The following is a 25,630-nucleotide window of genomic DNA, read 5'->3' on the forward strand; positions in this document are numbered from 1 at the left end:
CAATTGGGATGGTTCAAATGTCCGACACCTGAATACCACTCAGGCCATTTTCGAGGGTTGATGTTTTGCTCGGCCGGAGGAATTTGCTTTGTCTTCATCAGGCTGCCGGGTGACGCGATTGACTTGTAGCGCCGATCTTCAGGTCGGTACATTGCCGGGCTGAAGGCCGCCGCTACAGCCAGCGGCATCTGCTGGGCCTTTGGGAGACGGTGCGGACGTCAACGCCAGCGCACCACCGATGTTGCGATCTGCAGCTCTTGCCCTGATCCGCGGAACGCACATCTCGCTCTCCTGGAGGCCTTAACTTTCGCCTGACTGCCAGTGTTGGTCGTGATAACATTCGCTGAAGGCCCCAAAGAGTGCGGCGGGAGGTAGAGATAGCCGATTCTGAAGGGCCAGCCTGCGGAAAAAACTCTTAAAGCACTTGCGGCGCTGACCAGACCACCAACGGCACGGAGCGAGTAAGAGGAGTGATCCATTCGATCCAAAACCAGTTGGCCTCGACGCTGTGCTGGTGTCCTGCCGTGTCTATTTCTGACATCGTGGGCCGTTGCCCATTCCACTGAAGAGGCGCAACGGCAGGTCCCTCTCAAGCAGATGACGATCGAGCAACTCGCGGAGGTGGAGGTCACCACCGTGGCGAAGCAGCCGGAAGAAGTGTGGCGTACGCCTGCGGCCGTCTACGTGATTACCCAGCAGGACATCGAGCGTTCTGGAGCGACCACCATTCCGGAAGCTTTGCGGCTCGCTCCGGGCGTCGAGGTTGCCCGCATCAACAGCAATCGCTGGGCCATCGGAATTCGAGGTTTTGGAGGCAGGTTTTCGCGGGACGTACTCGTCATGATTGACGGCCGGAGCGTCTATTCCACCCTGCTGGCTGGGACCTACTGGGAGGCGCAGAACCTGCCGTTGCAAGACGTTGATCGGATTGAAGTGGTCCGCGGACCAGGAGGAACCATCTGGGGTCCCAATGCGGTGAACGGAGTGATCAACATCATCACCAAATCCAGCCAGGACACCCACGGAGACCTGGTCAGTACAGGCGGGGGAAACGTGGACCAGGGGTCCTTTGCGGCCCGCCACGGAGGGACTCACGGAAGCAACTTTGACTACCGCGTGTATGGAATGGGGTTCGTCCGCGGTCCGGAATTCCATGTGAACGGAGACAACTACGACCGCTGGCGTGATATTCAGGGCGGTTTTCGGGCCGATTTCACAAGGGGCAACCTCGACCGCTTTGTGGTGCAAGGCGACTTGTACGCGGAAGGGGTCGGCGAAGACGTGACGGCGGTCACCTATTCCCCACCCTACTCGCAGATCATTGACGGGACCGCGCCGCTGTCCGGCGGGAACATCACGGCCCGCTGGCGCCGGACCCAGGGTGCGGAGCGGGATATCCAACTGGCGGCTTATTACGATCGGACAAAGCGCAACGAGCCCAATTTCGCCGAATCGCGCAACACGTTCGATCTCGATTTTCTACACCGCTTTCCTTTGCCGGCCCACGAACAACTCTCCTGGGGTTTCGGAGTTCGCTTCAGCAAGGCCACCAACCCGACCATCGTTTCGGGCTTGTACTTCCTGCCGATGACTCGGACGGACGAGTTGTACAGCGGGTTCTTGCAGGATGAGATTGGACTGGTCCCAAACCGGCTGTCGCTGACGCTGGGGACCAAGCTGCTGAAAACCAATTACACCGGCCTGCAACTGCAGCCCACTGTTCGCCTGTTGTGGACTCCCTCGACCGGCCAGTCTGTGTGGGCCGCTTTTACGCATGCGGTACGAACGCCGTCTGCTGCTGAGCGGGCATTTTATCTTTCCGGGTTTGTCGGCTTCGGTCCCGGTGGCATCCCTTTCTTTGCGCGTTTCAACGCCAACCCCGACTTCGGCTCGGAACAACTGAATGGTTACGAACTCGGTTACCGGCGGGTGCTCGGGTCGCGCTTCTATTTTGATCTGACCGGGTTTTACAATCACTACCACGACCTGTTCAGCGAGGACATTATCGGCGCGCCGTTTCTCGAGACGACGCCGGCGCCGGCGCATTTTCTGCTTCCTGCCGAATTTGGCAATGGCCTGCTGGGCACAACCAAAGGGGTGGAGTTTGCGCCGGAGTGGAACCCGGCTTCATTCTGGCGATTGCGGGCATCCTACTCGTATCTGCAGATGAATTTGAAGAAGGGCCCGAATTCCCTGGACATAGGAACTGCGCCTTTCGTGGAAGGTTCGAGCCCGCGCCACCAGGTTAGCGTCCAGTCCGGCTTCAATCTCACGAAAGCTCTCAACCTCGACCTGGCCTATCGCTACGTCAGCGCGCTGCAGGCGCTGGTGGTCAAGCCGTATTCAACTGGAGATGTCCGGCTCGGCTGGAAATTGCGACCCAGCCTCGAGGTATCTGTCGTCGGCAGAAACCTTTTCCAGCCTGATCACTTCGAGTTTGCCAGCGATCCCGGCCCGATCGTCGGAATCCGGCGAAGCGTCTACGGCCAGATTACCTGGCGGCGCGAAGAAACGGGCGCCCCCTGATGAAAGAGCCACCGGGGGGCAGAAGATTTTAGCCCGTGGCGCAGGCCATGTGACTTCGGGTAGCCTTGTAAGTTACCGTCGATCCGCCGTCCACCGACATCATCAGCCCCTCGGCGTCCCACTCGCAGGTGCGCGTTCCGTCCCTCGTCATGTTGCCCGACGGATCGCAACTGGCATTCAGGCTGCCTAACTTCGAGACCCGGTTGGCCGAGGCATCCGGCTGAAAGAACCAGTTAACTAGCCATTCCAGATGCCTGCGCCGCCGCTTGTGTGAGATTTCCGCCTTCACGTGTTTTCAACAAGATGGCCCGGTTCGTTTTCGGTTCGTTTCCGGTTTGTTTTTTCCACAGGTACGTGTTTTCAACAACTTCTCCGCTTTGTTTTCCGGTTTGTTCCGGTTTGTTTTTGGGGCCCGATCCTTTGTTTTCAACAACCTCTCCGGTTTGTTTTTGCAAAATAACATTTTTTTGTCCCATTTTTCCCCAAAAGCCAGTAACCTAGCCCATCCCCGGGATGTTGCACGAAGCGCAGACGGCGGGAATTTCCGGCGCCTCTCCGCCCCAGACAGGTCCCGAAGAAGCGCCCAAAAGGGGCCGGAACAGCCGGCGGATTTCTCCGCAAGTCCACCCCTTAAGGCTATCACACTAGGCCAGCTTTGTCAAGCCCGTTTTTTCGACGAATGGCCCCGCGCCCCAGGGAACCGAAGCCGGGTGGCACGCAGCGGCGCGATTGCGGTCTGTTATGAATAGGGTCGGGCAGCAGGGCCTGGCCCGCCCGCTATATTGGGAAATGACAGATGGAGTATCTGCCGGCTTCAGTAACCACCGGGGAAGAGGCGGTCCACCAGCTCATTTTCATGGATTGAACGGCCCTCAGCGGCGGCTTGCTTCACAGCCCGCCGGATTTCATACACACCCTTGTTTGCAGCCTGTAGATAGGCACGCGCCGCAGCCTCAATCACATTGTAGCTGAGAGATTTGCCGGTGAACTCCTTTTCCTGGAAACGGGCGCGGATTGAAACCTCCGCCGTGCTGTCCGCCCCTGCGGTTACAGAATGTACGGAAAAATCCACCACTGTACCCGGTGTGCCCGTAATCCGATCGATGGCGCGGAAAGCAGCATCGCAGGGACCTTCAGCCGTAGCTGATTCGCGCAAGGATTGCCCGTCACGTTCCAGCTCGACGGTTGCCGTCGATCGCCCTTCGCTGCTGGACACGCTTTCCAGAAGCTTCAGCCTATAAAGCTCAGGAATGCGTTCGAAGCTCTCGTTCACGATGCTGATCAAGTCTTCGTCGTAAACGTTCTTTTTGCGGTCTGCCAGCCGCGTGAACAGCTCATAGGCGCGATCGATTTCCGGTTTGGTCAGGTCATAGCCCAACTCCAGGTAGCGGTTGGTCAGGGCATGGCGGCCGGAGTGCTTCCCAAGCACGATGTGGTTGGCGGGCATACCCACGGTTTCCGGCGAAATGATTTCGTAGGTCGTGGCATTTTTCAGGTAGCCGTCCTGATGAATGCCCGCCTCGTGGGCGAACGCGTTGCGCCCTACAACGGCTTTGTTCCTCTGCACCTGCATGCCTGTCAGGTGAATCAGCAACTGGCTTGCCGGGTAAAGCTCTTCGGTGCGGATGTCGGTGTGGACAGGTTCAACATCGCGCCGCACATAGACCGCCATGACAACTTCTTCGAGGGCGGCGTTCCCTGCCCTCTCGCCTATACCATTGATGGTGCACTCCACCTGGCGGGCCCCGCCGCGAACTCCCGCCAGAGTGTTGGCAACGGCGAGTCCCAAATCATTGTGCGTGTGCGTGCTCAAAATCACATTCTCAATCCCGGGAACGCTGGCCTTAACGTCGGCAAACATCTTTTCGTATTCAAGTTCTACGCAATACCCTACGGTATCGGGCAGGTTCAGCACCGTCGCGCCGGCTTCTACAGCCGCATGGCAGCACTCGATCAGATAGCTTCGATCGGTGCGGCCAGCATCTTCCGGAGAGAATTCCACGTCCTGACAGAGGGAGCTGGCATGGCCAACTGCCCACGAAATCATTTTGAGAACTTCTTCCCGCGTCTTGCGCAGCTTGTACTTCAGATGGATGTCTGAGGTGGCCAGAAACGTATGGATCCGGGGCCTTGCAGCATCCTTCAGCGCTGCCCAGGCACGATCGATATCCAACTGATTCGCGCGGGCAAGCGCGGCGATGGTGGGGCGGCGCAGCTCAGCGGCGATAGCCGAGACGGCATCAAAGTCGCCCTGCGAAGCAATCGGAAAACCAGCCTCAAGGATGTCCACTCCCAGGCGGTCAAGCTGGCGGGCCATTCGCAGCTTCTCTTCAAGGTTCATGCTGCAACCGGGCGATTGCTCGCCGTCGCGCAAGGTTGTGTCAAAAATAAACAACTTTTCAGTCATTCAGATTCCTCCGCCCGTGGACAGGGTGAGAATTGCAAGGACCCCAACGAGGCACCTGAGCCAGCCCGGCAATGGGATTATTTTCCAACCGGTCGGCAGGCAAAGTCAAATCAATCTTCGATCAAGCGGATAAGCCCAACGAAGAAGCGGGCTGAAGTAAATTCCCCCCGCGCCCCCGGAAAATCCTGCCGGCGCCTGCCGCGACGCCCAAACAGCGGCGGCGCAGGAAACACACAATTGCCTCGAACGGCACATAGCTGATAACATTGATAGTTTGGGTCCTGATGGCGGCGCCCTGGCAGGTTGTTGAAAAATTCATGTGGCGGGTCATTCCGAGGGCCGATGTTCATTTTCGGTCCGAGGAATCTGATTTGGTTTCAGGAAATTGAAAGAAGCAGATTCCTCGCTTCGCTCGGAATGACACCCTTTCGAAACGTTTTTCAACAGCCTCCTAAGTAATGCATGGCCGGGTCGAAGCAAAACAAAAAACACATGGGAATCTGCTATGTCGGCATGAGCTATTCTTGCAGTTTCTAAAACTCTGTTATCAAATCTCAATCATTTCCAATTTGATGGTCGACGCATCCGTTTCGTCATGGGCTTCATCTCATCATGTGCCAGAAGCGAGGTCAACACAGAGGTCGCCAGCCAGGAATATCATCCGCTTCGGGGAGGGGCGCCGGAGGGTTGACGTTCTGATGCGCCAGGTGGAGCGTGGCAGAGTTGTTCAGAAGGGACACGGTCCGACATCAGTCAATTTGGGCTGCGGAAAGTTTAGCCTGCAAGGCACAGCGGACGAGGCCCTTATCCGCTGGGATCGATTTGCCGACGAGTATTTAACCCAGAAGCAAAGGAAAGGGAATTTCGGGCGAAAGTAACAGATGAGAGAATGTTTCCTGCAAATGCTGGTCCGGAAGGAACAGCCGACACAAGATAAAAGGCCCCTGGCATCCCGTTTGCAGCTTCGTCTGCCTGCAGCCGGGAACGGATTGTCCTCCCGTCGCACCTTCCTGGCGATGGCACTCTTATTCACGCTCAGTCTGGGCCCTGCCTTTGCCACTGCTCAAATCGAGACCGGCACTGTTCGGGGCACGGTGAGCGCCATGAATCCGCAGGGGCAGCCGATCCCGCTCGGCGGGGTGGCCATCAAGCTGACCGCTAACGCTCCAGGTCTGCCGCCCCAAACGGCTTACTCCGATGGCAAGGGAGAGTTTGAGATCGACAACGTTCCCGCGGGCCCTTACGCGCTGGAGGCGAGTATTGGAGGATTCAAACCGTTCACGCGAAAAATCACCATCGCGGCAGGCCAAACCCTCAGCGAAGACATCCAAATGCAGCTCCAGGAACTCAAGCAGAACATCGAGGTGAGAGAATCCGCGCCCATCGTTTCGACCCAGGGGACCAGCCCCGCGGCCCAGACTTTACAAACGAAGCAGCTTCTCACCATTCCTGTGGTCCGGCAGGAATTCAAACAGGAATTGCCGGTCACCCCTGGAGTTCTTCAAGTGCAGAGCGGAAAGCTCTTCATCAAGGGCGTGCCGGAGAGCCAGAGCATGCTCCTTCTGGACTCTGCGCAGGCGGTTGACCCGGTTACGGGGACGTATTCCATTGATGTGCCGATCGACGCCATCCAGAGCCTTGATGTCTTCAAAGCGCCTTTTGGCGCGCAGTATGGAGGGTTCGTCGGTGGCATGACCGACATCGGACTGAAGCCTCCGCCAAACCAATGGCGCCTCAGCATGCACGACCTGAATCCCAGCGTGCGGGGCAAGGAAGGCCATCTTGTCGGCTTTGCCAAGGCCACGCCTCGCATCGGTTTTGGCGGTCCCTTGTGGAAAGACAAGATTAATTTCGCTGAGTCATTTATGTATGAAATGCGAAAGCCGGACGTGCGCGGCCTCGCATGGCCCAACGACTCGCAAAAGATCCAGGGTTATAACTCGATTTCGCAATTTCAGTTTCTTTTGTCTCAGAGGCACTTTGCAAACCTTACCGTCAACCTCTTCCCCCGGCGTTTTCAATGGGCCGATCTCAACGTCCTGGTCCCTCGTCCCGCGACGGCGGACACCGGCCAGAAAGGCTACTCCATCGACGGCAGCGACACCTACCAGTTCAACTCGGGAGACATTCTGCACACGATCTTCAAATTCACCCGCATGGAGACTTACGCGCACGGGCACGGTCCGGAGGATATGCTGCTCACTCCCCTGGGTATTGGCGGCAATTATTTCAATACCTGGGCCAGGAACAGCCATCAGGAGGAAGGGCTGGCCCTCCTCAACCTGGCCGCCAAACAGTGGGCAGGCAGCCATGAAATATTGTTCGGCTCCGACGTCATCCACCGCGACTTGACGGGCAGCACCCAATCACACCCGGTGCAGATTCTCCGGAACGACGGGTCCTCAGCAGAACGGATTGACTTCAGCGGGCTGGGAAATCTGAGCGCCAGTGACACCTCTGTCGCCACTTTCGCCCAGGACCATTGGATCTTCAACAATCGCCTGGCGGCGACTCTCGGGCTACGCTACTATGGCGAGACCAACGGAAACCCGGTAAATTTCGCGCCGCGCCTGGGCGTGGTTTATGCCCTTGACCAATCGGCCAGAACCGTTTTCCAGGGTGGCGTCGGAATGTTTTATGACCGCACGCCGCTGCTTTCCGCCGATTTCAGCGACAATCCCACGCGCATTGTCACGCCGCTCGACTTCGCGGGATCTCCCCTGAGTCCCTCCGTGGCCTTCCGTAATGAATGTGCCCGGATATCCTCCGGCAGTCCCGAAACTCTTCCCGACTGTTCGGACCTGGGGAGCACGCCGCGCAATCTGACCTGGCGGCTGCAACTGTCCCGGCGATTTACCAACAAGCTGACGGCGAAGGTCGGTACGCTCTACAGCCACACCAGCCGCCTGTTTGTCATCAACCCCGTCACGCAGCCGGATGGCGCTGGGACAATGCTGCTGTCGAATGGCGGAAGTTCCCGCTATCACGAGTACGAATTCACCGTGGACTACCGCGCCAGTGAAGACACCGAGCTCAGCATGTCTTATGTCCGCAGCCAAAGCCGCGGCGACCTGAACACCACGGACAACATCTTCGTGCCGTTTGAAGTCCCGGTCATTCGTCCCGACGTTTATGCCAACCAGCCATCTGATGTTCCCAACCGCCTGACAGGTTTTGGGATTTTCAAGCTTCCCTGGAAAATCACCTTGAGCCCTTCGGTCGATTTACACTCGGGCTTTCCCTACTCCAATGTCGATGAACTCCAAAACTACGCTGGCGAACCTAACGGGCAGCGATATCCCATCTATTTTTCGTTCAACTGGCGGATCTACAAAGATTTTCCGCTGCCGTTCCACATCCACCGCGGCCATACTTTCCGGTTTGGCATCTATTCCGTCAACACCACAAGCAGAAAAAATCCCACAGCAGTCTATAACAACATCACCTCGCCCATGTTCGGGCAATTTACCGGCTTCGACAAACGCATCAACGGAATCGTGATCGAGTTTACCCAATAGTCTGGGATCATCTCCCGGCCTGTAGCCAGTAGCTGATAGCGCAGATCGGCCTTCCCGCCAGAACAAGCCCTTGGCCTCAGAGATTTTTACCAGCCCGGCATCAAGATACAAGCGCATACGTTCCCGGGTCTGGAATGTATGCGCAGCAGGGGATTGCCTCTAAGTCAATTGATGTAAGGAAAGAAGGGCCGCATACATCGCAAAGGGCGCGACGTATGCGCCACCCGCGAGACTCTGCCCTACCCGGCTTTGCCCGGGGCTGCGGTAATCCTCTGAATGAATTGCTCAATCAGGGCCACGCGATGCGGAGGAGCGGAGCCTGCAATTCGACGCGCCTGTGAAAAGAGCATCCGGTCGGGAATTTTCGCCATGCCGGCCAGAGTGTCGGCAATAAACATCTGGGCCAGCCAGTCCCAGGCTTCAGAAAAACCACCAGCGTTCACGCGGTCTGCAAAGTCCGGGTCCGAAATGCCGAGTATTTCCCGCCACCGCCCCAGGACCTGCTGGCGGGCCTGCGCCGGGTCTTCGGAATAACCTGTCTTGTCAAGCGTGGCAGGAGTGGAACGGTTCAGGCGGTGGTTGACGTCACCGAGAATGAAACCACCCCAGACTTCCGGCAGATGGGGGACCAGTTCGCGAGGCAGCTTGAGTCCGGGATCGAACGCCGGGCAGGTGCATGACCACAGCAGGGCCATCAGGGCTTCGTCCACCAGCTCCGTTCGCACGGCAGTGGTGAGCCCGATGCCGGCTTGCTTCGGATTGCGTTTTTCCCTGAGGTACGGTTCGACGGGGCCGATGAGCTTCTTCTCCACCTGCTGGCGCAGGAAGTCATAGGCGCACAGGGTCGTGGCGACGGTGCGCCGGCCGCGCTTGTCGAGCCGCGAAGCCTTATGCCAGAGCGGGTTCGAATACCTGTCCAGGAGCCACACGGTTCTTCCCTGCTCTTCTGTCCGATGCTCCATCGGTAACATGGGATTCACCCGCGCTGGAGCGGCGTGGCACAGGCGCTCTCGCCTGTGTTTTTATCCCGTTTCCACAGCCAGGAGTGGCTGTGCTACTTTTTTGCAAATCGGCTGCGTGGCGGGATCAAAATCGTCTGCAGGGGCGGCGGCGGATGCGTTGGGCAGCGTAAAAAGGGCGCCTTTTGCAGGCGCCCCGTCACATTCTCCCGGAGGAGTAATGTCAGCTTACGGATAAATCTCGTTACCAGATCGCCCGCCACGCGGACCTGGCTCCGTGGGCCACCGTGTGCGGAGCGCGCTTGGCGCCGTAGTAGACGAAGGCGCCGCCATCCTTGGCCCCATTGGTCGTGGCCTCACCCGCATGGGCCAGCGTTCGCTTGACGGAATGGCCTGCTCTGGCAGTGGCCGGCACGGCGTCAGTCTGGAACTTGTTGACCGCTGCCTGGCCGCCCGAAGCCGTTGCAGACGCTGCGGCCGTCGTCCCTCTCGCTACCATCTTTCCGGCGTAACGTAAGGCGCCGGCGCGGGCCGTGGGCACAGTCCACGCAAGGGTGGCGGCGGCAAGCGCCAGCATTCCGGCCTTAAGACAAACACGTGAAATCCGATTCAACGACATATTTTCCCTTCACCTCAATCAATTGTTTTTCGAGCAACCTTCCCCGCCCCGCGCACAGATAATGCCCAATCATATCATTACTGGCAATCGGCTGGTTACAACTTATTGATTACCAAAACTTACAATACACCAGCAAGCCCCTCCGGAAGCCCCCGTCCCCAGGCAATACGACCGCCGTTCAGCGCCCCACGCGCACCTGACATCTTACATCTTATAGACGGTTTTCAACGCCGCGGGGTTGCCCCGGCGGCGCCGTGGATTGGAGACTCAGCGGCTGCGAAATTTACCTGCTCCCAGTATAACGGAAGCAAAACAGGTGCATTGCGGGGAGTGACTCAGATTGGCTTGTGGCACGGGCGTCTCGCTCCCGCCTGGGCGGGACCAGGATGGCCGTGCCACAATCTAGAAGCCGCCACTGCGTTGCCGGTCCGCTTGACAATCGCAGAAGAAATAGCATAGAGTCGAAGAGTATGTTGAAGGTAACTAACTTTATCCTCGCTTTTAGCCTTGTGGGCCTCACGGTCCGTGAAGCCGCTCTTTCCTGTTGTTGTTGCTGATTTCCGTCATCCACCCATTTTGAATTCCAAGGGTTGTACCTTTGACAACCCAACGCAGCCGTAAACCAGACCCGATCGAAACCGTCTTCCAGGGTGAGGACGAGGCTTCAGCGATGGGCCATTTTGATTTTCCAACGTTGGCATTGCCCTCCCCGCAGCTCCCCCTGCGCTGTTGTTGACCTCTGCTCCGCATGCCCGTGGCGCGCGGCAGTTGATGTCCTGCCCCGCCGCAACCCAATCAGAAAAACCCATTAGAGCGAAGGTGGTAAGCAACCCTGCGCGTGATTTTGAAAGGAGTTGACTCATGAGACCTCTTGGGACCCTTCAACGGCTGGAGAAAATGCCCAGGCCGGCGCTGGCTTTCGTGCTCGCGATCCTGTTCGCCGCGGCTCCTGCTGCATGGGCGCAAAGTGAAGCCGCAATCACCGGTGTCGTAACCGATACAACTGGAGGCGTGGTCCCGGACGCCAGCATCACGGTCATCAATTCAGAAACGGGCGCCCGGCGGACCATTCTTACCGACGCTGCCGGCCGCTATGAAGCTCCATTGCTCCCGGCGGGAATTTACCAAATTTCCGCGAGCAGGCAGGGGTTCGATCGGGCATCGCTTACGCTGACACTTGTGGTTGGACAGCGCGCGGAGGCAAATTTAAAGCTCTCCGTCGCCGCTGGCCATCAGGCGGTTGATGTTCAGGATACTCCCGCTACAACCCAGGTGACCACGGCCGATGCCTCCGGAGTTGTCAGCAGGCAGCAAGTAAGAGAGTTGCCGTTGAACGGCCGCAGCTACGATCAATTGATCACCCTGAACCCTGGCGTCGTGAATTACACCTCACAGCGCGCCGGCGGCATCGGGACGAACAATTCGGTGATCGGCAATATGTTCTCGGCATCGGGACGGCGGCCGCAGGAGAACCTCTACCTCCTGAATGGGATTGAATTTACCAGCGCATCGGAAATCAACAACACGCCGGGCGGAGCCAGCGGCCAACTGCTGGGCGTCGATGCCGTGCGCGAGTTTTCTGTGGTGAAAGACGATTATGGCGCCGAATTCGGCAAGCGGCCGGGGGCGCAAATCAACATCGTGACGGCTTCCGGCACGGACCAACTCCACGGCAACGCTTACGAGTTTCTGCGCAACAGCGCACTGGACGCGAGAAATTTCTTCGATCATGGAGGGGTTGCGCCTTTCCAGCGCAACGTTTTCGGCGGCTCTCTGGGCGGGCCCGTCAGCAAGGACCGGACCTTCCTGTTTGGGAATTACGAAGGCTACCGGCAGCACCTTCGCCTTAGTAATGTGGCGTTTGTTCCAGATGATGCCTCGCGGGCCAGCGCCGCGCCCAGTGTCCAGCCGTTCCTTGCCCTGTGGCCGGCGGCCAACGGGCCCGAATTGTTGACCTCAACCGGCGGACCCAGCGGCATCGCGCAGGCCTTCAGCAATCCGCTGCAGGCGATTCGAGAAGATTTCGGGACCGTCAGGCTCGATCACACGTTTTCAGAAAAGGACACGCTTACCGGCGTCTTTACCATCGACGACAGCGTGGCCAACACGCCAACGGCAAATCCCCTGAGCTTTGTGGATATAACATTGCGGGAGCAGGTGGCCAGCCTGAGCGAAACGCGCGTGTTCTCACCCAACGTTCTGAACCGGGCGACCTTCGGCTTTTCCCGCGGCGCATACTATTACACGGGGCGGTCGCTGGTGGACCTGCCGGGATTTGTCGAGGGCCGGCCGATTGGCGCGGTGGTGATCGGCGGTAGCACGGCAAACAATGCGGCCACGCAGATCGCCGCAGCCGGAACCAGCGGCAGCAGCAATCTTACGGCGGTGCGAAATCTGTTCACCGCGGAAGACCAGGTCGCCATTACCCACGGCATCCACCTTTTCAAGTTCGGCGTCTGGGCCCAGCGGATCCAGGCCAACGACAATCTCGCGCAGAACCAGTACGGCCAGGCGACCTTCTCAAATCTTCAGGCGTTCCTTGATGGCGCGGTATCCGCGTTTACGGTCACGCCATCGTCAACGCTGCTCGGCTGGCGTTCATTCGAGGGCGCCTTTTATGCAGAAGATGTGCTGAAGCCCAAACCCTCGCTCGAACTGCGGCTGGGATTCAGGGCCGAGTCCACGGACGGCTGGAATGAGGCCCACGGCCGTGCCGCCAACTATCGATTCAATTCAGCGGGCGTTATTGACACGCAGCCCACCCTAGGCCGCTCCGCCCTCACCGTCAATAACGCAAAGTTTCTCCCCTCGCCGCGCCTCGGGGTCGCGTGGTCGCCGTTTGCCTCCAGGAAGACGGTGGTCCGCGCGGGCTTTGGCCTTTACTACTCGCTGCTCGACAATCTTAGCTATCGCCTCGACAATCTCGGTCCTTACAACCAGTCGCTGGTGATCAAGGGCGCCGCGATTTCGAGCATCCGCATCGCCCCGGACGCGCCGCCTCCATCAAATTCGGTGGTCCCGCCGAGCGGCGTGCAGCCGAGTATCGAGACCCCGACCGTGGAGTCTTACACGTTAACGATCGAGCAGCAGCTTTCCGCGAACACCTCTCTGAGCGTGGGCTATGTCGGCTCGCATGCCTACCACGAACTGCTCAGCGTCGATGCCAACGTGCCGGTGCCCACGATCTGCCCGGCCTCGCCATGCCCGGCCGGCTATCCGGCGGGAACCTGGTACAATCCGCCCGGCGCGCCGCTTGCCAATCCCGACGTGGGCGCTACAACGACGTGGTTCTCGGAGGGCGTCAGCTCCTATAACGCTTTGGAGGTGGACTTCAGCCGGCGCTTCAGCCGCGGACTGCAATTTCGAGGTGTTTATACTTTTGCAAAGGCTCTCGACAACGGTGATACCTTGAATACAACTCTTGCCACCAATTCACCAGCCTACGTCAGCAATCCGCTCCTTCCGGCTTCCGACTACGGCAGGGCATCATTCGATGTGCGGCATTCTGCCGTCGTTAACGCCACCTGGGAACTTCCATTCACGTCTGGACAGACGGCCCAAGGGAGTTCCTGGCCGCGGCGCCTCCTCACCCATTGGCGGATCACCGGCATTGCAGCCTTGCAGTCGGGAATCCCCTTCACTCCCCAACTGTCGTACAATCCGTCGAACGACGGCGACACGCGCAATCCGGTGCGGCCGTCCTGGGACCCCAATTTTACGGGGCAGGTGATTCCGGGCAGCGCCAGCCGCTATTTTGATCCCAGCGCATTCATCCAGCCCTTGCCCGGCACCTACGGCAACGCGGGCCGGAATGTTTTGACGGGGCCCGGCATGGTTGAGACTGACGTGTCGCTGGCGAAGAGTTTCTCATTTGGAGAAAAACGGGAAGTGCAGCTTCGGGCTGACTTCTTCAACGTTTTGAACCACCCCAACCTGAATACTCCGAACCCGGTTGTGTTCACTTCGGCCACGGGGACGCCTTCGCCAACCGCCGGAGTGGTCACTTCAACGTCAACCAGTTCGCGGCAAATTCAGTTGGCCCTGAAGCTCTCGTGGTAGCTCGTGGCAGAGAAGGCGCGGTCGCCAAGTGGTAAGGCCAAGGTCTGCAAAACCTTGATCGGCGGTTCGATTCCGCCCCGCGCCTCCAGCATCGCCGTCTGCCGTCCAATGACCGATGGAGTTTGAAATCTGGAATTTCTCCCGGTTATGAACCAACATAACAGGGTCCTCGCGCGTTTAACAAGACATGAACCAACAGTGCGCAGCCCCGGCGCTTCCGGTCATCGCAGATGCCGATCCCGCCGATCGGCTGGCGCGATTGTCCGATGCCCATTACGACCGTCTCTACCGCCTGGCCAGACGGCTGGCGCCGAACGCCGATGATGCTCTGGATCTCGTCCAGGAGGCGTTTCTAAGGGCGGCCCGATGCCCAAAATCAATCCCTCGAGGGGCGTCGAATGAAGAGGCGTGGCTCGTCCGCGTACTCATCAACATCCGCCGCGACCAGTGGCGAAGGGTATCGGTTCGCGCCCGGCATCAGGAAACCGCCTTGCAAGCTGGGCGGCACGACTCTAACACGAGGAACCCAGAACCAGCGCTGATTGCCAGGGCGGCTGTGTGGCAGGCGCTGGACGTCCTGCCTCCGCGGCGGCGCGCCATCGTCGTGATGCACGAACTTGAGGAATTGCCCGTCTCGAAAATTGCGTCCCTTCTTGGCATCAGCGCCATTACGGTCCGCTGGCATCTCGCCATGGGCAGGCGCGATCTGGCCCGCGCACTTAAAACTTCCGGAGGACTCACCCATGAATAAGCTAAGAGAGCTTCTGCAGGATGCCGACCCGCTTCAGCACGAACCGGCACTGCCGCCGGCCCAGAGGGCTTTGCGCCGCCAGGCAGTGCTTGCGGCAGCCAGCCGCACCTACGTACCCGCGGGCGGAAGGCCGCGGTCGAGGAGGGCCGTTTTAGCGACTTCCGCTTTGATGCTGGCCGCTGTCCTGGCCCTCGGGGCGGTCCTGTGGTCAGTATTCAACAGCAATCTTCAGGCGGCCATTCGGTTTGAAGTCAGGATGGCTGAAACAAGCCCCGCTGCCGGCCTGCAGAAGGCAAAAGTGGCGGACTCCGATCGGTACGTTTACCTCCATAGTGAGGTCGTTGTGAGCAACAGCGACATCGCTGCGGTGCAGGTGGTCGAGACGGGCGGGCCGTCGCAATATGGCATTAGCGTGAAGTTTAACGCAGCCGGAGCTGACAAAATGCGCCAGGCGACCCAGGCCCACATCGGGAAGCCCCTCGCCATCCTCCTCGATGGCCAGGTGATTATGGCGCCGGTGGTCCGTGATGCTGTCGGGCAGTCCGCCATGCTGACCGGCCACTACACCAAAGCAGCGGCACAAAACATCGCCGAGAGGATCATCAAGGGAATTGGAATGCAGTAGCCTCACGATCAGCCGTGGCCCCCTGCGGGATCGTGGGCATTCACCCCGCGGAACTTCGAAGAGAGGGGCGTTAGAGCACACAAACCAGACGGTCCACAGAGTGGTGCAAGAGGTCATCAAGCAGAGCGAATCCTTGGGCACTAATCTTCTCGACCGCCTTTTAGGCTCTTTGCATCTCTGGCTTGCTTTTCGGCGAGCTTCTTGATTGAGGGGACAGCCAGAAGTTCTTCGGGCATTTTCCCTTGAATTTCCTTAATGGCTTGTCTCACCCTACTCCCCACTGAGAAATGAGCGTTTATTGCGTTTTCTTCACCCCTAGTTTGCTCTCGCTTCAGCTTCGCCTCGGTTTGTGTAATCCTAAACTCGTTCGCAGCTAGCTCCTCCCGATCTATACAGTCCAGGAGTTCGTCCTCTCTCGATATGCCTTTGGCTTTCTTTATCTCGTCCCTTCCGAGCCCTCCGTAGAGACCCTTGTATCCAGCATCTTGAAAGACAGGGTATTTCTTCACCCCGGCTGCCTTAGCCACGCTCATTAATTTCTTGTTCGCATCTTTTACTCGATTCCTAATCAACAGTCTTCTTTGTTGGTCTGTCAGGGCTTGCTCAATTTCCTGGGTGCGGGTCTGGACGGCGAAATAGGTCTGCGCAGTGCTGACTTCCGGCTTTTCGGTATCTCCGTTCATGGCGATCAGGTAACAGGCATACCTACTAAGTACGAAGTTTTCTCTTTTCCTCTTTGCTCCACTTCCTATCGGGACCATTTCCCTGATACCAAGAAAATGGTTGGAGGAAGGCTTCCCCGAATTATCACACGCTATGCGTGCCTTCTTGACCACAGCCGTAAAGTTTTCCCAGTTAGCATAAGCCAGTATTTCCATAACATCGCGCCCGTACCAGAAAGGGAAGCCTTTGGGGGTGACGTGCATCCTAGCATCCAAGGCAGTTTTGATGTACTCGATATGTGATTCCATGATCGTGAACCTCTCCGATGGTATTTTGTTACGCTGCAATTATATATCACCTTCATATCATTTGCTCATTTTTTGTTGTTGCGCTCTTCTTTTCATTCGTGTTACTATTTTGATGGCAGGTGATTATGAAAATAAGAGAACAGTATCAAAAACTGATAGACCGCAAGCAGCAGGAAATACTTGACTTGCAGCTTCAAATAGAAAAGGCTAAAGCATATATGCAGGCTCTTCAGGATACCATGCGCTTCATCCCAAAAGATGAAAGCCAAGAGGGCGTTTTGCTTCGACCGGGAACAGCTTTAGCTCAAGCCAGAGAAGTTCTCCGTAAGGCAGGACATCCGATGCATGTCAATGACATTTTGAAGGCCCTCAATAAGCCTCCAGACAAAGGGCATCGTGTCTCTTTGAGTGGCAATCTCTCTTCTTATGTGAGAAATGGTCAAATCTTCACCAGGCCCGCTCCAAATACGTTTGGGCTAATCGAAGCAAGCAAACAAGCAGCCGACGGGACAGCAGAAAACGAAGAGGATTTTGACATCCCGGAAGAGTTTGGAACTGAAAATTAAGTGACAAACTCGCTCATGCGAAGGATCACATTTTAGGGGCCTGTAACCCGCTACTCGATGCCACAACATCTGTTTTTCTCTTGGTAGAGCGTTCCAATCCAAGCTTGCCTACTGCCGCAAAATTGACACCCCCTTACCGCTGTGTTAGGTTGAAGATTCAGGTGGCTGGCCCGCGGCGAGACTCGCCTCCACGTTTTAGAAGACTGCTGAAAACAGCCAGGTGTCATGCTGAGCGCAGCGAAGCATCTGCTGTGTCCCTTTAAGAAGCAAGCAAAGCAGATCCTTCACGTCGCTCAGGATGACATTACGAGGGGCATTTCAGCAGTCGCAAAAGATCCACATGACAGGCAGAATTTATGGCAGCGAATGACCGATTTTTCTTTGACCGTTATGGACTGTCCCAGGCAAACCTGGAACGGTATCTCGCGGAAGCGCTTTCCGACGGCGGCGACTACGCGGACCTTTATTTTGAGCACACCACGTCCACTTCCCTGCAAGTGGATGAGTCGCTGGTGAAGTCGGCGCTGGAAGGCATTTCGGCAGGCTGCGGCGTACGCGTCCTGGCGGGAGAGCAGACCGGCTACGCCTACACGGACGATCTGGCGCCGGAAAAAATCCTGAAGGCGGCCCGGACGGCGGCGCGCATTGCCAGCGGGCCATCCACTATTTCAACCGTGGGTCTAACCACCAGGCAGCCGACGAGTGATCTTTATCCGGTCGTGGCAGCGGCCACCGACCGCGCGCTGAGCGACCGTCTGCAACTGGTCCGTCGCGCTGACGCGGCCGCGCGGGCTTACGATCCCAGGATTGCGCAGGTGCGCGTAAATTACGCCGACCAGAGCCGCCACGTGCTGCTGGCGGGCTCCGATGGCCGCATTGTGACGGACTTCCAGCCGCTGGTGCGGTTGAGCGTCTACGTCATTGCCCAGGAAAACGACAAGCTGCGCTCTGGCACTTACGGCGGCGGCGGGCGCGTGGGCCTGGAATTTTTTGCAGGCGAGAGCAGCCCCGAAAACTTTGCGCGGGAAGCCTCGCGGCAGGCGATTGTGCAGCTTGACGCGCGGGAGGCGCCGGCGGGCGAGATGCAGGTGGTCCTGGGACCGGGCTGGCCTGGCATTCTTCTGCATGAAGCCGTGGGTCACGGGCTGGAGGCTGATTTCAATCGCAAGGGCATTTCGGCCTTTTCGGGCCGGATCGGAAAGAAGGTCGCTTCCGACCTTTGCACCGTGGTGGACGACGGCACCATTCCCTCGCGGCGCGGCTCGCTGAATGTGGATGACGAAGGCGAGCCCACGCACAAGAATGTGCTGATTGAGAATGGCACGCTGGTCGGCTATCTGCAGGACAAGATCAGCGCCGATCAGTTGAAGACCACGCGCACCGGCAACGGCCGCCGCGAAAGTTACGAGCACATCCCCATGCCGCGCATGACCAACACCTACATGCTGGCCGGGGAGGACGATCCCGAGGAAATTGTGCGCAGTGTAGACCACGGGCTCTACGCGTCCCATTTCGGCGGCGGGCAGGTGGACATCACCAGTGGCAAGTTCGTTTTTTCGGCTTCCGAGGCTTACCTGATCGAACACGGCAAGATTACTGCTCCGGTGCGGGGAGCCACGCTGATCGGCGACGGGCCAACCGTGCTGACCAACGTCACCGCCGTCGGCAACGATCTCGCGCTTGATCCGGGCATCGGCACCTGCGGCAAAGACGGCCAGAGCGTTCCCGTGGGCGTGGGCATCCCCACCATCAAGATCAGCAAGCTGACGGTGGGCGGCACAGCAGCGCGCGGTATGCAGTCATTTACGTAGAGCCGTCCTTCAGGACGGCATGCCGGGCTTAAAGCCCGGCGCTACACCGGCGCGCCTCCGCGGCTTGCGACCCATCGTAAATCAAAACCTTGAGACTTCTATGACAGAACTGAACCTCGAACAAATCGCAAAAGACCTGGTGGACAAGGCGACCGCCGCCGGAGCCAGCGCGGCTGACGTGGTGGCGCTCGAAGGCGAAGAATTTTCCACGACGCTGCGGCTGGGCAAAATCGAGAAGCTGAAGGAAGCCTCGTCCAAGGGCCTGGGCCTGCGCGTCTTTATTGGCACGCAGAGCGCTTCCGCCTATTCCAGCGATTTCTCCGCCTCATCGCTCAAGACGCTGGTGGAGCGCACGCTCGAAATGGCGCGCGAAACTTCCGAAGACCCCGCCAGCAGCCTTCCCGACCCCGCCCTGCTGGGCCGCTACGATGGCGACCTGCAACTCTATTGCGCAGACGTTGCCGCGCTCTCGACCGAGGACCGCATCGCCTGGGCGCGCCGCGCCGAACAGGCGGCGACGGCCACCGACCCGCGCATCCGCAACTCCGAGGGCTCGTGGTACGAATCGAACGTGGGCGCCAGAGTTTACGCTAGTTCGGCGGGATTTGTGGGCAGCTATCGCGGGTCTTACTGCTCCGTGGCGGTTTCGCCCATCGCCCAGGCTGAACCCGGCGGCGCCATGCAGCGCGACTACTGGTATTCCGTGGCGCGGAGCGTGGCGGCGCTGGAGCCGGCCGAATCCGTGGGACGAAAGGCGGCGGAACGCGCCCTGCGACGCCTGGGAGCGCGCAAGATTTCAACAAGGCAGGTGCCGGTGGTCTTTGATGCTGAAACCGCCTCGTCGCTGGCTGGCCACATTTTTGGCGCCGTGCGCGGCGACGCCATCTACCGCAAATCCAGCTTCCTGACCGACAAGTTGGGCCGGCAGGTGGCGGGCGAAAACGTCACCGTGCTGGACGACGGCCTGCGGCCGGGGGGTTTCGGCTCGCGGCCTTTTGACGACGAGGGCATTCCGGCCTCCACCACCACAGTGATCGAGCGCGGCGTCTTAAAAAATTACCTGTTGAATTCCTACGCGGCCAACAAGCTGGGCATGAAAACCACCGGCAACGCTTCGCGGGGCCTGGCCGGAGCGCCCAGCGTTGGCCCCAAAAACCTCTACCTCAAACCTGGCGAGCATTCCCCGGAAGAGATCATTCGCAGCGTCAAAGACGGTTTCTATGTGACGGAGTTGATCGGCTTCGGCGTCAACGTGGTGACGGGCGACTATTCGCGCGGCGCCGCCGGCCTGTGGATTGAAAACGGAGAACTCACTTATCCCGTCCACGAAGTGACCATCGCCAGCAGCCTTCAGGATATGCTGAACCACATCGAGATGATCGGCAACGATCTGGAATTCCGGCGCAGCGTCACCTCGCCCACTTTACGCGTCGGCGGGCTGACGGTGGCCGGCGCCTAACGGCGTACACCCGTCGCGATTCTGTTTACAATGTCCTCAGTGGCACGGCCATCCTGGCCGTGGTCCGACACGGGCGGGACGCCCGTGCCACGCCTGCGGGTTGGACAGGCATCTCATTCGCATGACGCCAGCAAGCCTCCCGCAACAGCCTTCCGCGCCCGTGGCATAATACAGGCGTATGCGCAGAAACTCACACGTCAATTTCTCAATGAACCTTGCGGTGCGGAGCCTGGCGGTGGCCGGGCTGGCAATTGCGGCGCTTGCGGGATGCGGCGGCGGACCCAAGCAGGCCGCAAAACCCGCTCCCGGAACGGAAGAAACCGCTTACCTCCAGAGCATCCAGCTTACGCCCGGCCGGGTTGAAGCCGCCCAGAATTTTCTGAACCACACCGTGACCACCGTCTACGGCGCCGTAACGAACAACGGCAAGAAAACCGTCCGCGAGCTTCAAATCAACCTGACGTTCTCTGATGTCGAAGGAAAACCGATCGAGCAGAGAAGCGCCACGCCCATCGGGAAGAATGGTCCTCCGCTCAAGCCCGGCGAAACGCGGCAGTTCGAGTTGTCATTTGATCAGGTGCCCAACACGTGGAACCAGGCGCCGCCCCGCTTGGCGCCGGCGAAAGTGACCCTCGCTGGAGAGTAACGATCCCTATCCCGCCAGGAAGCATGCCGTCGTAGCGCCGACCCCGCCTGGGCGGGGTCGGCTGATGCAGCAAAACCAAAAATGCCGGGCTGAAGTCCCGGCGCTACGGAACACCGCAAAATCCAAATCAGATGATGAATCAGCGCCCGACTTCCAGGCGCGCGATCAGCGGTTCCGGCAGTCCTGCGGCGCGCATCTTTTCCTGTGTTTTGGCCAGATCGTAGGGCGTGCGGTAAAAGTCCACGCGCCGCTGGTCGAGGTCCAGGACGGCAAAAGCTGCACGGGGGTCGCCGTCGCGGGGCTGGCCGATGGAACCGGGATTGAGAAGATATCGCGCGTCCTCGCGGAAAGAAATGCCGGCGGGTTCATCATCCTTGATGGTGGGCAGCGAAATGGGCTGGAGCCGCTTGTCCTCCGTCAGCAGAAAGCCTCCCTGGTGGTGACTGTGCCCAAAAAAAATCAGCGGGGCGTCGTCGGACTGGAACGCCTGGATGGCCCCCAGCGAATCAAAGATGTATTCATCCTCGTCAAAGGTCGAGCCGTGCACCAGTTCGATGCCATCAACCCGGACCGGACCAGCCGGAAGGCCGCGCAGAAACTCGTAGCGATCGGGCGTCAACTGCCTGCGCGTCCACTCGGTCGCGAAGCGGGCGAGAAAGTTGAAATCCTCAGCGTCCATCAGCCCGCCGCACGCCTTGTCATGGTTGCCGCGCACAATCTGTCTGGCAAGCGGCCGGATGCGGCTGATGACAGCGTTGGGGTCAGGGCCGTAGCCCACCAGGTCGCCAAGACAAAGCACCTGATCATGCTTACCCTCGGCAACCGCAAGGCTCTTCTCGAGCGCTTCGAGGTTCGAATGGATGTCACTCACAATCAGGTACCGCAACCAGTCCTCCGGATCCCTGACCGTCGCCTTCGCTGTCAAACGGCGCGAGCCAGCCCTTATCTTCGACGGATTCTGCACAAATTATAACGCATCACCGCACGCTGCACGGTCCGGGCGTGCCGAAGATGGCTCATCTGGTTTTCTGTTTGAGGAGCAAGGAGTGGCTGCGCTAAATAGCCGTAGCACAGGCACTCTTGCCTGTGTTTTTGTTCCGTTCGGCACAGCCAGGAGTGGCTGTGCTACATACGTCCCGTCATGGCCCGCGCCGCTGTCTGATATACTCGGGAATTGATTGCCGGCACCTCCGCTGCGAAGATAAGCCCGTGTCATGAGGTGCGGCTTTCAATCGCGGACGCATGGCTGGGCGCCGGGAAAATCAAGGAGCGAAACTGAATTCCGTTCCGGAGGTCATCAGAATGAAATTTGCCCGCAAAACGGTTCTGCTTTGCGCTCTGGGCCTGAGTGTCGTGGCCAGCGCAGCCGCGCAGTTCGGGCAGCAGGCCCCGCAGGCGCCGAAAATCCCCACGCCCTTCACGCCCGTGGTGGGATCAGGCGCGCAGTACGACGTGACAACGCGAGACGGGAAGATGACTTTCACCTATGCCGTGGTCGGAAAAGAGCAGGTGGATGGAAACGACGCCTACTGGCTGGAGGTCCGGTCCGCGGGCGCCATGCTCACCGGCGAAATGGTCATTAAAGAGCTTACCTTGGGCGTGGGAACGCATCCTGAGATCAAGCGAATGATCATGCAGCCTCCCGGGCGCTCTCCGATGGAAATGCCCGCCGGGATGATGGACATGATGAAACAGCATATGGCCCAAAACCAAAAGGCCCAGCAGAACGGCATGGGCGAGAAAATCGGGACGGAGAGCATCACGGTGCCAGGCGGCACCTTCGAGTGCGACCACTTTCGCAGAAAGGAAAACGAAATGGCCGTCGATTACTGGATTTCCTCGAAGGTCCCTCCTTACAGCCTGGTCAAAATGTCCGGCCCGGACACTTCCATGGTCCTGGAGAAAGTTCTCACCGGCGAATCCACTCACATCAAGGGCGAGCCTCAAAAGATGGAGATGCCCGACTTCTGATGGCCCATCCGCCTGCGCAGCGGGAGCAAGGACACGGCTGGAATCACATTTCCTGGGGTGGCGCAGACGTGGCGCCTCTCGCCATGTCTGCGAACCCGGCGCCTTTGCTCGTGGCCACGGCTTCATCGTCGCCCGAATCGCCGTGGATGCTGTCCCTGGCGGGGGTGTGGATTGCGTTCCGGGCGACCCCGCTGTTATGTTAGCGCCGGAGGGCCGTCATGTTCGCAATTCTCCTCGCTATCGCGTTGTCGATCAGCGGTCCACAGGCTGATACCCAGTCGCGCGACGCGCGTGCCATCGCAGCCGCAAAAAACACCAGCGTCCACAGGCTTGATCCATCGTTGCCCGACAAGCCGCTCGAAAAGTGGTTGCAAAACGTGGTTGGGCCGCACACCCCCATCGCCTGGGAAGTGAACGACTGCGGCGAGCAGACGGGAAATCCTGAATCGGACAAAGGGCGGGATTTCCCGATATGCGTCGAGGCGCAGGTTACTCTTCCGCAAAAACACACGTTGTCCGTCTCCGTAAGCGTGGGCACGCTCAACACTGGAGTCCGCGCCAGCGCAGCGGGTCTGGCCTATGCGGTGATCGTAGGACCAGATGGCTCGGCCAGATCAATCAGAACGCTGTCGCAGGTGCCTGAAGCAATCAAGGCGGCTCCATAGAAGGTGGTGACTCCGTCCGATACGTGGCACGGGCGTCCTCGCCCGTGTTGCGGCAAAAAGGCACGGCCAAGATGGCCGTGCCACAGCATAGGTGCAAAACTGAGGCACCACCCTCAGCCGAAAAAATTGATTTCAATCTGACGACGGTGTATCTTACGCGCTGGAGATTCAACTTTAATCTTTCGGGGTGCAAACCATCGCATCCTTTGGCAGCCGGGAGAACGGCTGAGGAGGAAATCTATGGCATCAACACCGCAGGCGGCTGGACAGCCGAATCCTGGGCTGGTCTTTGAAACTCTGAACGCCCATCAACGCTCGGCGGCGCTCTGCGCGGCTATCGAACTGGACCTGTTCCGCGCCATCGGCGAGGGTCCGGGTGACGTCGCGTCCCTGGCCCGGCAATGTTCGGCATCCGAGCGCGGCATTCGTATCCTGTGCGATTATCTGACGATCATAGACCTCCTGAGCAAGGATGACGGCCGCTATCATCACACGCCCACCAGCGCAGTGTTTCTCGATCCGCGATCTCCCTCGTGCATCGCCTCGACGGCGCGCTTTCTGGGAAATCCCACTATGCGCGAACCCTACCAGCATCTCGCCGAGATTGTTCGGACAGGCACGACGGTGCTTCCCGGGCAAGGCTCGGTCGATCCGGAAAACCCCATCTGGGTGGAATTCGCCCAGAGTATGGCCCCCATGATGGCTCCTATGGCCGGGCCGCTCGGGACCATTGCAATGGCTGGCCACAGCGGCCCCGCAAAGGTGCTCGACATCGCCGCCGGCCATGGCCTCTTCGGCATCGAGGTCGCAAGGCAGAATCCGCAGGCGCAGATTGTGGCGGTTGACTGGCCAGCGGTGCTGGAAGTGGCGCATGCCAATGCACAGAAAGCGGGCGTGGCCGATCGCTACACCAAGCTGCCCGGCAGCGCCTTCGAAGTGGATTACGGCGGCCCGTATGATGCTGTCCTGCTCACCAACTTCCTGCACCACTTTGATCCCCCCACCAACGTCGGACTGCTGAAAAAGGTCCACGCGGCGCTGAAGTCCGGCGGGCGCGCGGCAACGCTTGAATTCGTGCCCAACGAAGACCGTATAACGCCGTCCATCCCTGCCAGTTTCAGCATGGTGATGCTGGCCGGCACGCCTTCGGGCGACGCCTACACCTTCCGCCAGCTCGAGTCGATGTACTGCGAAGCCGGTTTCGGCGATGTCAGTTCGCATCCCATTCCTCAGTCACCCCAAATGGTGGTGGTCGGACGCAAGTGAGGTAAGGCATGCCAACAGCGTAAGAGAGCCATCAGCCTTCTGCATGGCATAAGGGCCCGGTGCATTACGAGGCGCACCGGGCCTTTTACTTTTGCGCCGAGGTGTCTGAAAGAGCAAATGCGAGTTTATCTCGCCACGTCGCGGCGTGAAGCCGCCGCTACACCGATTCCAAACGCGCCGCCCAGCCTTGCGGCTTTTCGAACGGATATGTTAACTTCAATAGGTTCAAGGCATCGCAGGATTTCAGGCTGATTGGTCGGGTCTATGATAACAAGTTACCAGGGCATTTTTCCTCGCGTCGCGGAATCGGCGTTTGTTGCCGCGAGCGCCGACCTCATCGGCGAGGTCGAGATTGCTGAAGACGCCAGCATCTGGTACCAGGCGGTCCTGCGCGGAGACATCGGCCCCATCCGCGTCGGAAGGCACACCAACATTCAGGACGGCTCCGTGCTGCACAGCATCACGGGGGTGCCCGTGGAGGTAGGCAACTGGGTGACAGTGGGGCACCGCGCAATTCTGCACGGCTGTACGGTCGAGGACCGTTGCCTGATCGGCATGGGCGCCATTGTGCTGAACAGGGCCCGCGTGGGAGCAGGTTCGATCGTAGCGGCGGGGGCGTTGGTGCTGGAAGATACGGTGATTCCGCCGGGCAGCCTCTACGTGGGCGTACCTGCCAAGCTGCGGCGAAAGCTCACCGAGCGCGACCAGGCGTTCATCGACGCCCACAGCAGCAATTACCTGAAGTACAAAGATATTTACCTGGCCGAAAACGGCAGCAAGCGCGCTTCCTGACCGCTGCAACAGCAGGCCT

General features: G+C 59.1%; 20 protein-coding genes and 1 tRNA gene. 14 read left to right on the forward strand and 7 right to left on the reverse strand.

Going from position 1 to position 25,630, the window contains the following annotated elements; translation table 11 throughout:
* The first annotated feature begins 597 nt into the window (after nt 1-597).
* A complete protein-coding gene (locus tag VFQ24_12440; protein HET9179158.1) occupies nt 598-2,526 on the forward strand; it encodes a TonB-dependent receptor in 1,929 nt (642 codons plus the stop codon).
* A 28-nt stretch (nt 2,527-2,554) separates the two neighbouring features.
* Here the strand turns inward: VFQ24_12440 and VFQ24_12445 are convergent, their stop codons facing one another.
* The 3 genes from VFQ24_12445 to VFQ24_12455 all read right to left on the reverse strand — a co-directional run bounded on the left by VFQ24_12445 (nt 2,555) and on the right by VFQ24_12455 (nt 4,933).
* A complete protein-coding gene (locus tag VFQ24_12445) occupies nt 2,555-2,677 on the reverse strand; it encodes a hypothetical protein (protein HET9179159.1) in 123 nt (40 codons plus the stop codon).
* Between the two features lie 82 nt (nt 2,678-2,759).
* Entirely contained in the window at nt 2,760-3,002 is a 243-nt protein-coding gene (locus tag VFQ24_12450) for a hypothetical protein (GenBank protein HET9179160.1), read from the reverse strand.
* A 338-nt stretch (nt 3,003-3,340) separates the two neighbouring features.
* Nucleotides 3,341-4,933 (reverse strand): 2-isopropylmalate synthase, encoded by a 1,593-nt coding sequence (locus VFQ24_12455; protein ID HET9179161.1) that lies wholly within the window; start codon nt 4,931-4,933, stop codon nt 3,341-3,343.
* A gap of 881 nt (nt 4,934-5,814) precedes the next feature.
* Here VFQ24_12455 and VFQ24_12460 point away from each other — a divergent pair.
* Nucleotides 5,815-8,451 carry a carboxypeptidase regulatory-like domain-containing protein gene (locus VFQ24_12460; protein ID HET9179162.1) on the forward strand — a complete coding sequence of 879 codons (2,637 nt, stop codon included), beginning with the start codon at nt 5,815-5,817 and terminating at the stop codon, nt 8,449-8,451.
* Nucleotides 8,452-8,690: 239 nt separating this feature from the next.
* On the opposite strand, the gene VFQ24_12465 is transcribed toward VFQ24_12460, so the two are convergent.
* Nucleotides 8,691-9,413, reverse strand: coding sequence for a hypothetical protein (locus tag VFQ24_12465; protein HET9179163.1), 723 nt, complete (start codon nt 9,411-9,413; stop codon nt 8,691-8,693).
* A 241-nt stretch (nt 9,414-9,654) separates the two neighbouring features.
* Nucleotides 9,655-10,029 carry a hypothetical protein gene (locus VFQ24_12470; protein HET9179164.1) on the reverse strand — a complete coding sequence of 125 codons (375 nt, stop codon included), beginning with the start codon at nt 10,027-10,029 and terminating at the stop codon, nt 9,655-9,657.
* Between the two features lie 861 nt (nt 10,030-10,890).
* Here VFQ24_12470 and VFQ24_12475 point away from each other — a divergent pair.
* The 4 genes from VFQ24_12475 to VFQ24_12490 all read left to right on the forward strand — a co-directional run bounded on the left by VFQ24_12475 (nt 10,891) and on the right by VFQ24_12490 (nt 15,464).
* A complete protein-coding gene (locus VFQ24_12475; protein ID HET9179165.1) occupies nt 10,891-14,088 on the forward strand; it encodes a carboxypeptidase-like regulatory domain-containing protein in 3,198 nt (1,065 codons plus the stop codon).
* A gap of 14 nt (nt 14,089-14,102) precedes the next feature.
* A tRNA-Cys gene (locus tag VFQ24_12480) sits at nt 14,103-14,176 on the forward strand.
* A 99-nt stretch (nt 14,177-14,275) separates the two neighbouring features.
* On the forward strand, nt 14,276-14,839 hold the full coding sequence (locus tag VFQ24_12485) for a sigma-70 family RNA polymerase sigma factor (GenBank protein ID HET9179166.1): 564 nt from the start codon (nt 14,276-14,278) through the stop codon (nt 14,837-14,839).
* A complete protein-coding gene (locus tag VFQ24_12490; protein HET9179167.1) occupies nt 14,832-15,464 on the forward strand; it encodes a hypothetical protein in 633 nt (210 codons plus the stop codon). Before VFQ24_12485 ends, VFQ24_12490 begins: the two co-directional genes overlap by 8 nt.
* A gap of 140 nt (nt 15,465-15,604) precedes the next feature.
* Here the strand turns inward: VFQ24_12490 and dinD are convergent, their stop codons facing one another.
* Nucleotides 15,605-16,435, reverse strand: a complete 831-nt coding sequence (dinD, locus tag VFQ24_12495) for a DNA damage-inducible protein D (GenBank protein HET9179168.1) — start codon at nt 16,433-16,435, stop codon at nt 15,605-15,607.
* Nucleotides 16,436-16,560: 125 nt separating this feature from the next.
* Here dinD and VFQ24_12500 point away from each other — a divergent pair, with 125 nt between their 5' ends.
* From VFQ24_12500 to VFQ24_12515, 4 genes are all read left to right on the forward strand, one after another.
* The gene (locus tag VFQ24_12500; protein HET9179169.1) at nt 16,561-17,001 is read left to right on the forward strand and encodes a winged helix-turn-helix domain-containing protein; all 441 of its coding nucleotides are present in this window, start codon (nt 16,561-16,563) and stop codon (nt 16,999-17,001) included.
* A 356-nt stretch (nt 17,002-17,357) separates the two neighbouring features.
* Nucleotides 17,358-18,812, forward strand: a complete 1,455-nt coding sequence (gene tldD, locus VFQ24_12505) for a metalloprotease TldD (protein HET9179170.1) — start codon at nt 17,358-17,360, stop codon at nt 18,810-18,812.
* 100 nt (nt 18,813-18,912) lie between these two features.
* Nucleotides 18,913-20,271, forward strand: coding sequence for a TldD/PmbA family protein (locus VFQ24_12510; protein HET9179171.1), 1,359 nt, complete (start codon nt 18,913-18,915; stop codon nt 20,269-20,271).
* Between the two features lie 178 nt (nt 20,272-20,449).
* Complete coding sequence (locus VFQ24_12515) at nt 20,450-20,917, forward strand: FxLYD domain-containing protein (GenBank protein ID HET9179172.1); 468 nt, start codon at nt 20,450-20,452, stop codon at nt 20,915-20,917.
* 139 nt (nt 20,918-21,056) lie between these two features.
* Here VFQ24_12515 and VFQ24_12520 read toward each other — a convergent pair whose 3' ends face one another.
* Nucleotides 21,057-21,803, reverse strand: a complete 747-nt coding sequence (locus VFQ24_12520; GenBank protein HET9179173.1) for a metallophosphoesterase family protein — start codon at nt 21,801-21,803, stop codon at nt 21,057-21,059.
* Between the two features lie 416 nt (nt 21,804-22,219).
* Here VFQ24_12520 and VFQ24_12525 point away from each other — a divergent pair, with 416 nt between their 5' ends.
* The 4 genes from VFQ24_12525 (at nt 22,220) to VFQ24_12540 (ending at nt 25,611) form a co-directional block, all read left to right on the forward strand.
* On the forward strand, nt 22,220-22,888 hold the full coding sequence (locus tag VFQ24_12525; GenBank protein ID HET9179174.1) for a hypothetical protein: 669 nt from the start codon (nt 22,220-22,222) through the stop codon (nt 22,886-22,888).
* Nucleotides 22,889-23,106: 218 nt separating this feature from the next.
* A complete protein-coding gene (locus tag VFQ24_12530; protein HET9179175.1) occupies nt 23,107-23,553 on the forward strand; it encodes a hypothetical protein in 447 nt (148 codons plus the stop codon).
* Between the two features lie 240 nt (nt 23,554-23,793).
* Nucleotides 23,794-24,819 carry a class I SAM-dependent methyltransferase gene (locus tag VFQ24_12535; GenBank protein ID HET9179176.1) on the forward strand — a complete coding sequence of 342 codons (1,026 nt, stop codon included), beginning with the start codon at nt 23,794-23,796 and terminating at the stop codon, nt 24,817-24,819.
* A 264-nt stretch (nt 24,820-25,083) separates the two neighbouring features.
* Nucleotides 25,084-25,611, forward strand: a complete 528-nt coding sequence (locus tag VFQ24_12540) for a gamma carbonic anhydrase family protein (GenBank protein HET9179177.1) — start codon at nt 25,084-25,086, stop codon at nt 25,609-25,611.
* Nucleotides 25,612-25,630 lie beyond the last annotated feature (19 nt).

The organism is Terriglobia bacterium, assembly GCA_035712365.1.
Classification (GTDB): Bacteria; Acidobacteriota; Terriglobia; order UBA7540; family UBA7540; genus SCRD01.

What these genes read in the sequence shown, in the direction of transcription:
- VFQ24_12540 (HET9179177.1), top strand. Translation starts at nt 25,084, where the DNA reads ATGATAACAAGTTACCAGGGCATTTTTCCTCGCGTCGCGGAATCGGCG.
- VFQ24_12450 (HET9179160.1), bottom strand. Translation starts at nt 3,002, where the DNA reads ATGGGACAAAAAAATGTTATTTTGCAAAAACAAACCGGAGAGGTTGTT.
- tldD (HET9179170.1), top strand. Translation starts at nt 17,358, where the DNA reads ATGGCAGCGAATGACCGATTTTTCTTTGACCGTTATGGACTGTCCCAG.
- VFQ24_12445 (HET9179159.1), bottom strand. Translation starts at nt 2,677, where the DNA reads ATGACGAGGGACGGAACGCGCACCTGCGAGTGGGACGCCGAGGGGCTG.
- VFQ24_12470 (HET9179164.1), bottom strand. Translation starts at nt 10,029, where the DNA reads ATGTCGTTGAATCGGATTTCACGTGTTTGTCTTAAGGCCGGAATGCTG.
- VFQ24_12525 (HET9179174.1), top strand. Translation starts at nt 22,220, where the DNA reads ATGAAATTTGCCCGCAAAACGGTTCTGCTTTGCGCTCTGGGCCTGAGT.
- dinD (HET9179168.1), bottom strand. Translation starts at nt 16,435, where the DNA reads ATGGAATCACATATCGAGTACATCAAAACTGCCTTGGATGCTAGGATG.
- VFQ24_12485 (HET9179166.1), top strand. Translation starts at nt 14,276, where the DNA reads ATGAACCAACAGTGCGCAGCCCCGGCGCTTCCGGTCATCGCAGATGCC.
- VFQ24_12510 (HET9179171.1), top strand. Translation starts at nt 18,913, where the DNA reads ATGACAGAACTGAACCTCGAACAAATCGCAAAAGACCTGGTGGACAAG.
- VFQ24_12535 (HET9179176.1), top strand. Translation starts at nt 23,794, where the DNA reads ATGGCATCAACACCGCAGGCGGCTGGACAGCCGAATCCTGGGCTGGTC.
- VFQ24_12515 (HET9179172.1), top strand. Translation starts at nt 20,450, where the DNA reads ATGCGCAGAAACTCACACGTCAATTTCTCAATGAACCTTGCGGTGCGG.
- VFQ24_12440 (HET9179158.1), top strand. Translation starts at nt 598, where the DNA reads ATGACGATCGAGCAACTCGCGGAGGTGGAGGTCACCACCGTGGCGAAG.
- VFQ24_12455 (HET9179161.1), bottom strand. Translation starts at nt 4,933, where the DNA reads ATGACTGAAAAGTTGTTTATTTTTGACACAACCTTGCGCGACGGCGAG.
- VFQ24_12530 (HET9179175.1), top strand. Translation starts at nt 23,107, where the DNA reads ATGTTCGCAATTCTCCTCGCTATCGCGTTGTCGATCAGCGGTCCACAG.
- VFQ24_12500 (HET9179169.1), top strand. Translation starts at nt 16,561, where the DNA reads ATGAAAATAAGAGAACAGTATCAAAAACTGATAGACCGCAAGCAGCAG.
- VFQ24_12475 (HET9179165.1), top strand. Translation starts at nt 10,891, where the DNA reads ATGAGACCTCTTGGGACCCTTCAACGGCTGGAGAAAATGCCCAGGCCG.
- VFQ24_12465 (HET9179163.1), bottom strand. Translation starts at nt 9,413, where the DNA reads ATGGAGCATCGGACAGAAGAGCAGGGAAGAACCGTGTGGCTCCTGGAC.
- VFQ24_12460 (HET9179162.1), top strand. Translation starts at nt 5,815, where the DNA reads ATGAGAGAATGTTTCCTGCAAATGCTGGTCCGGAAGGAACAGCCGACA.
- VFQ24_12490 (HET9179167.1), top strand. Translation starts at nt 14,832, where the DNA reads ATGAATAAGCTAAGAGAGCTTCTGCAGGATGCCGACCCGCTTCAGCAC.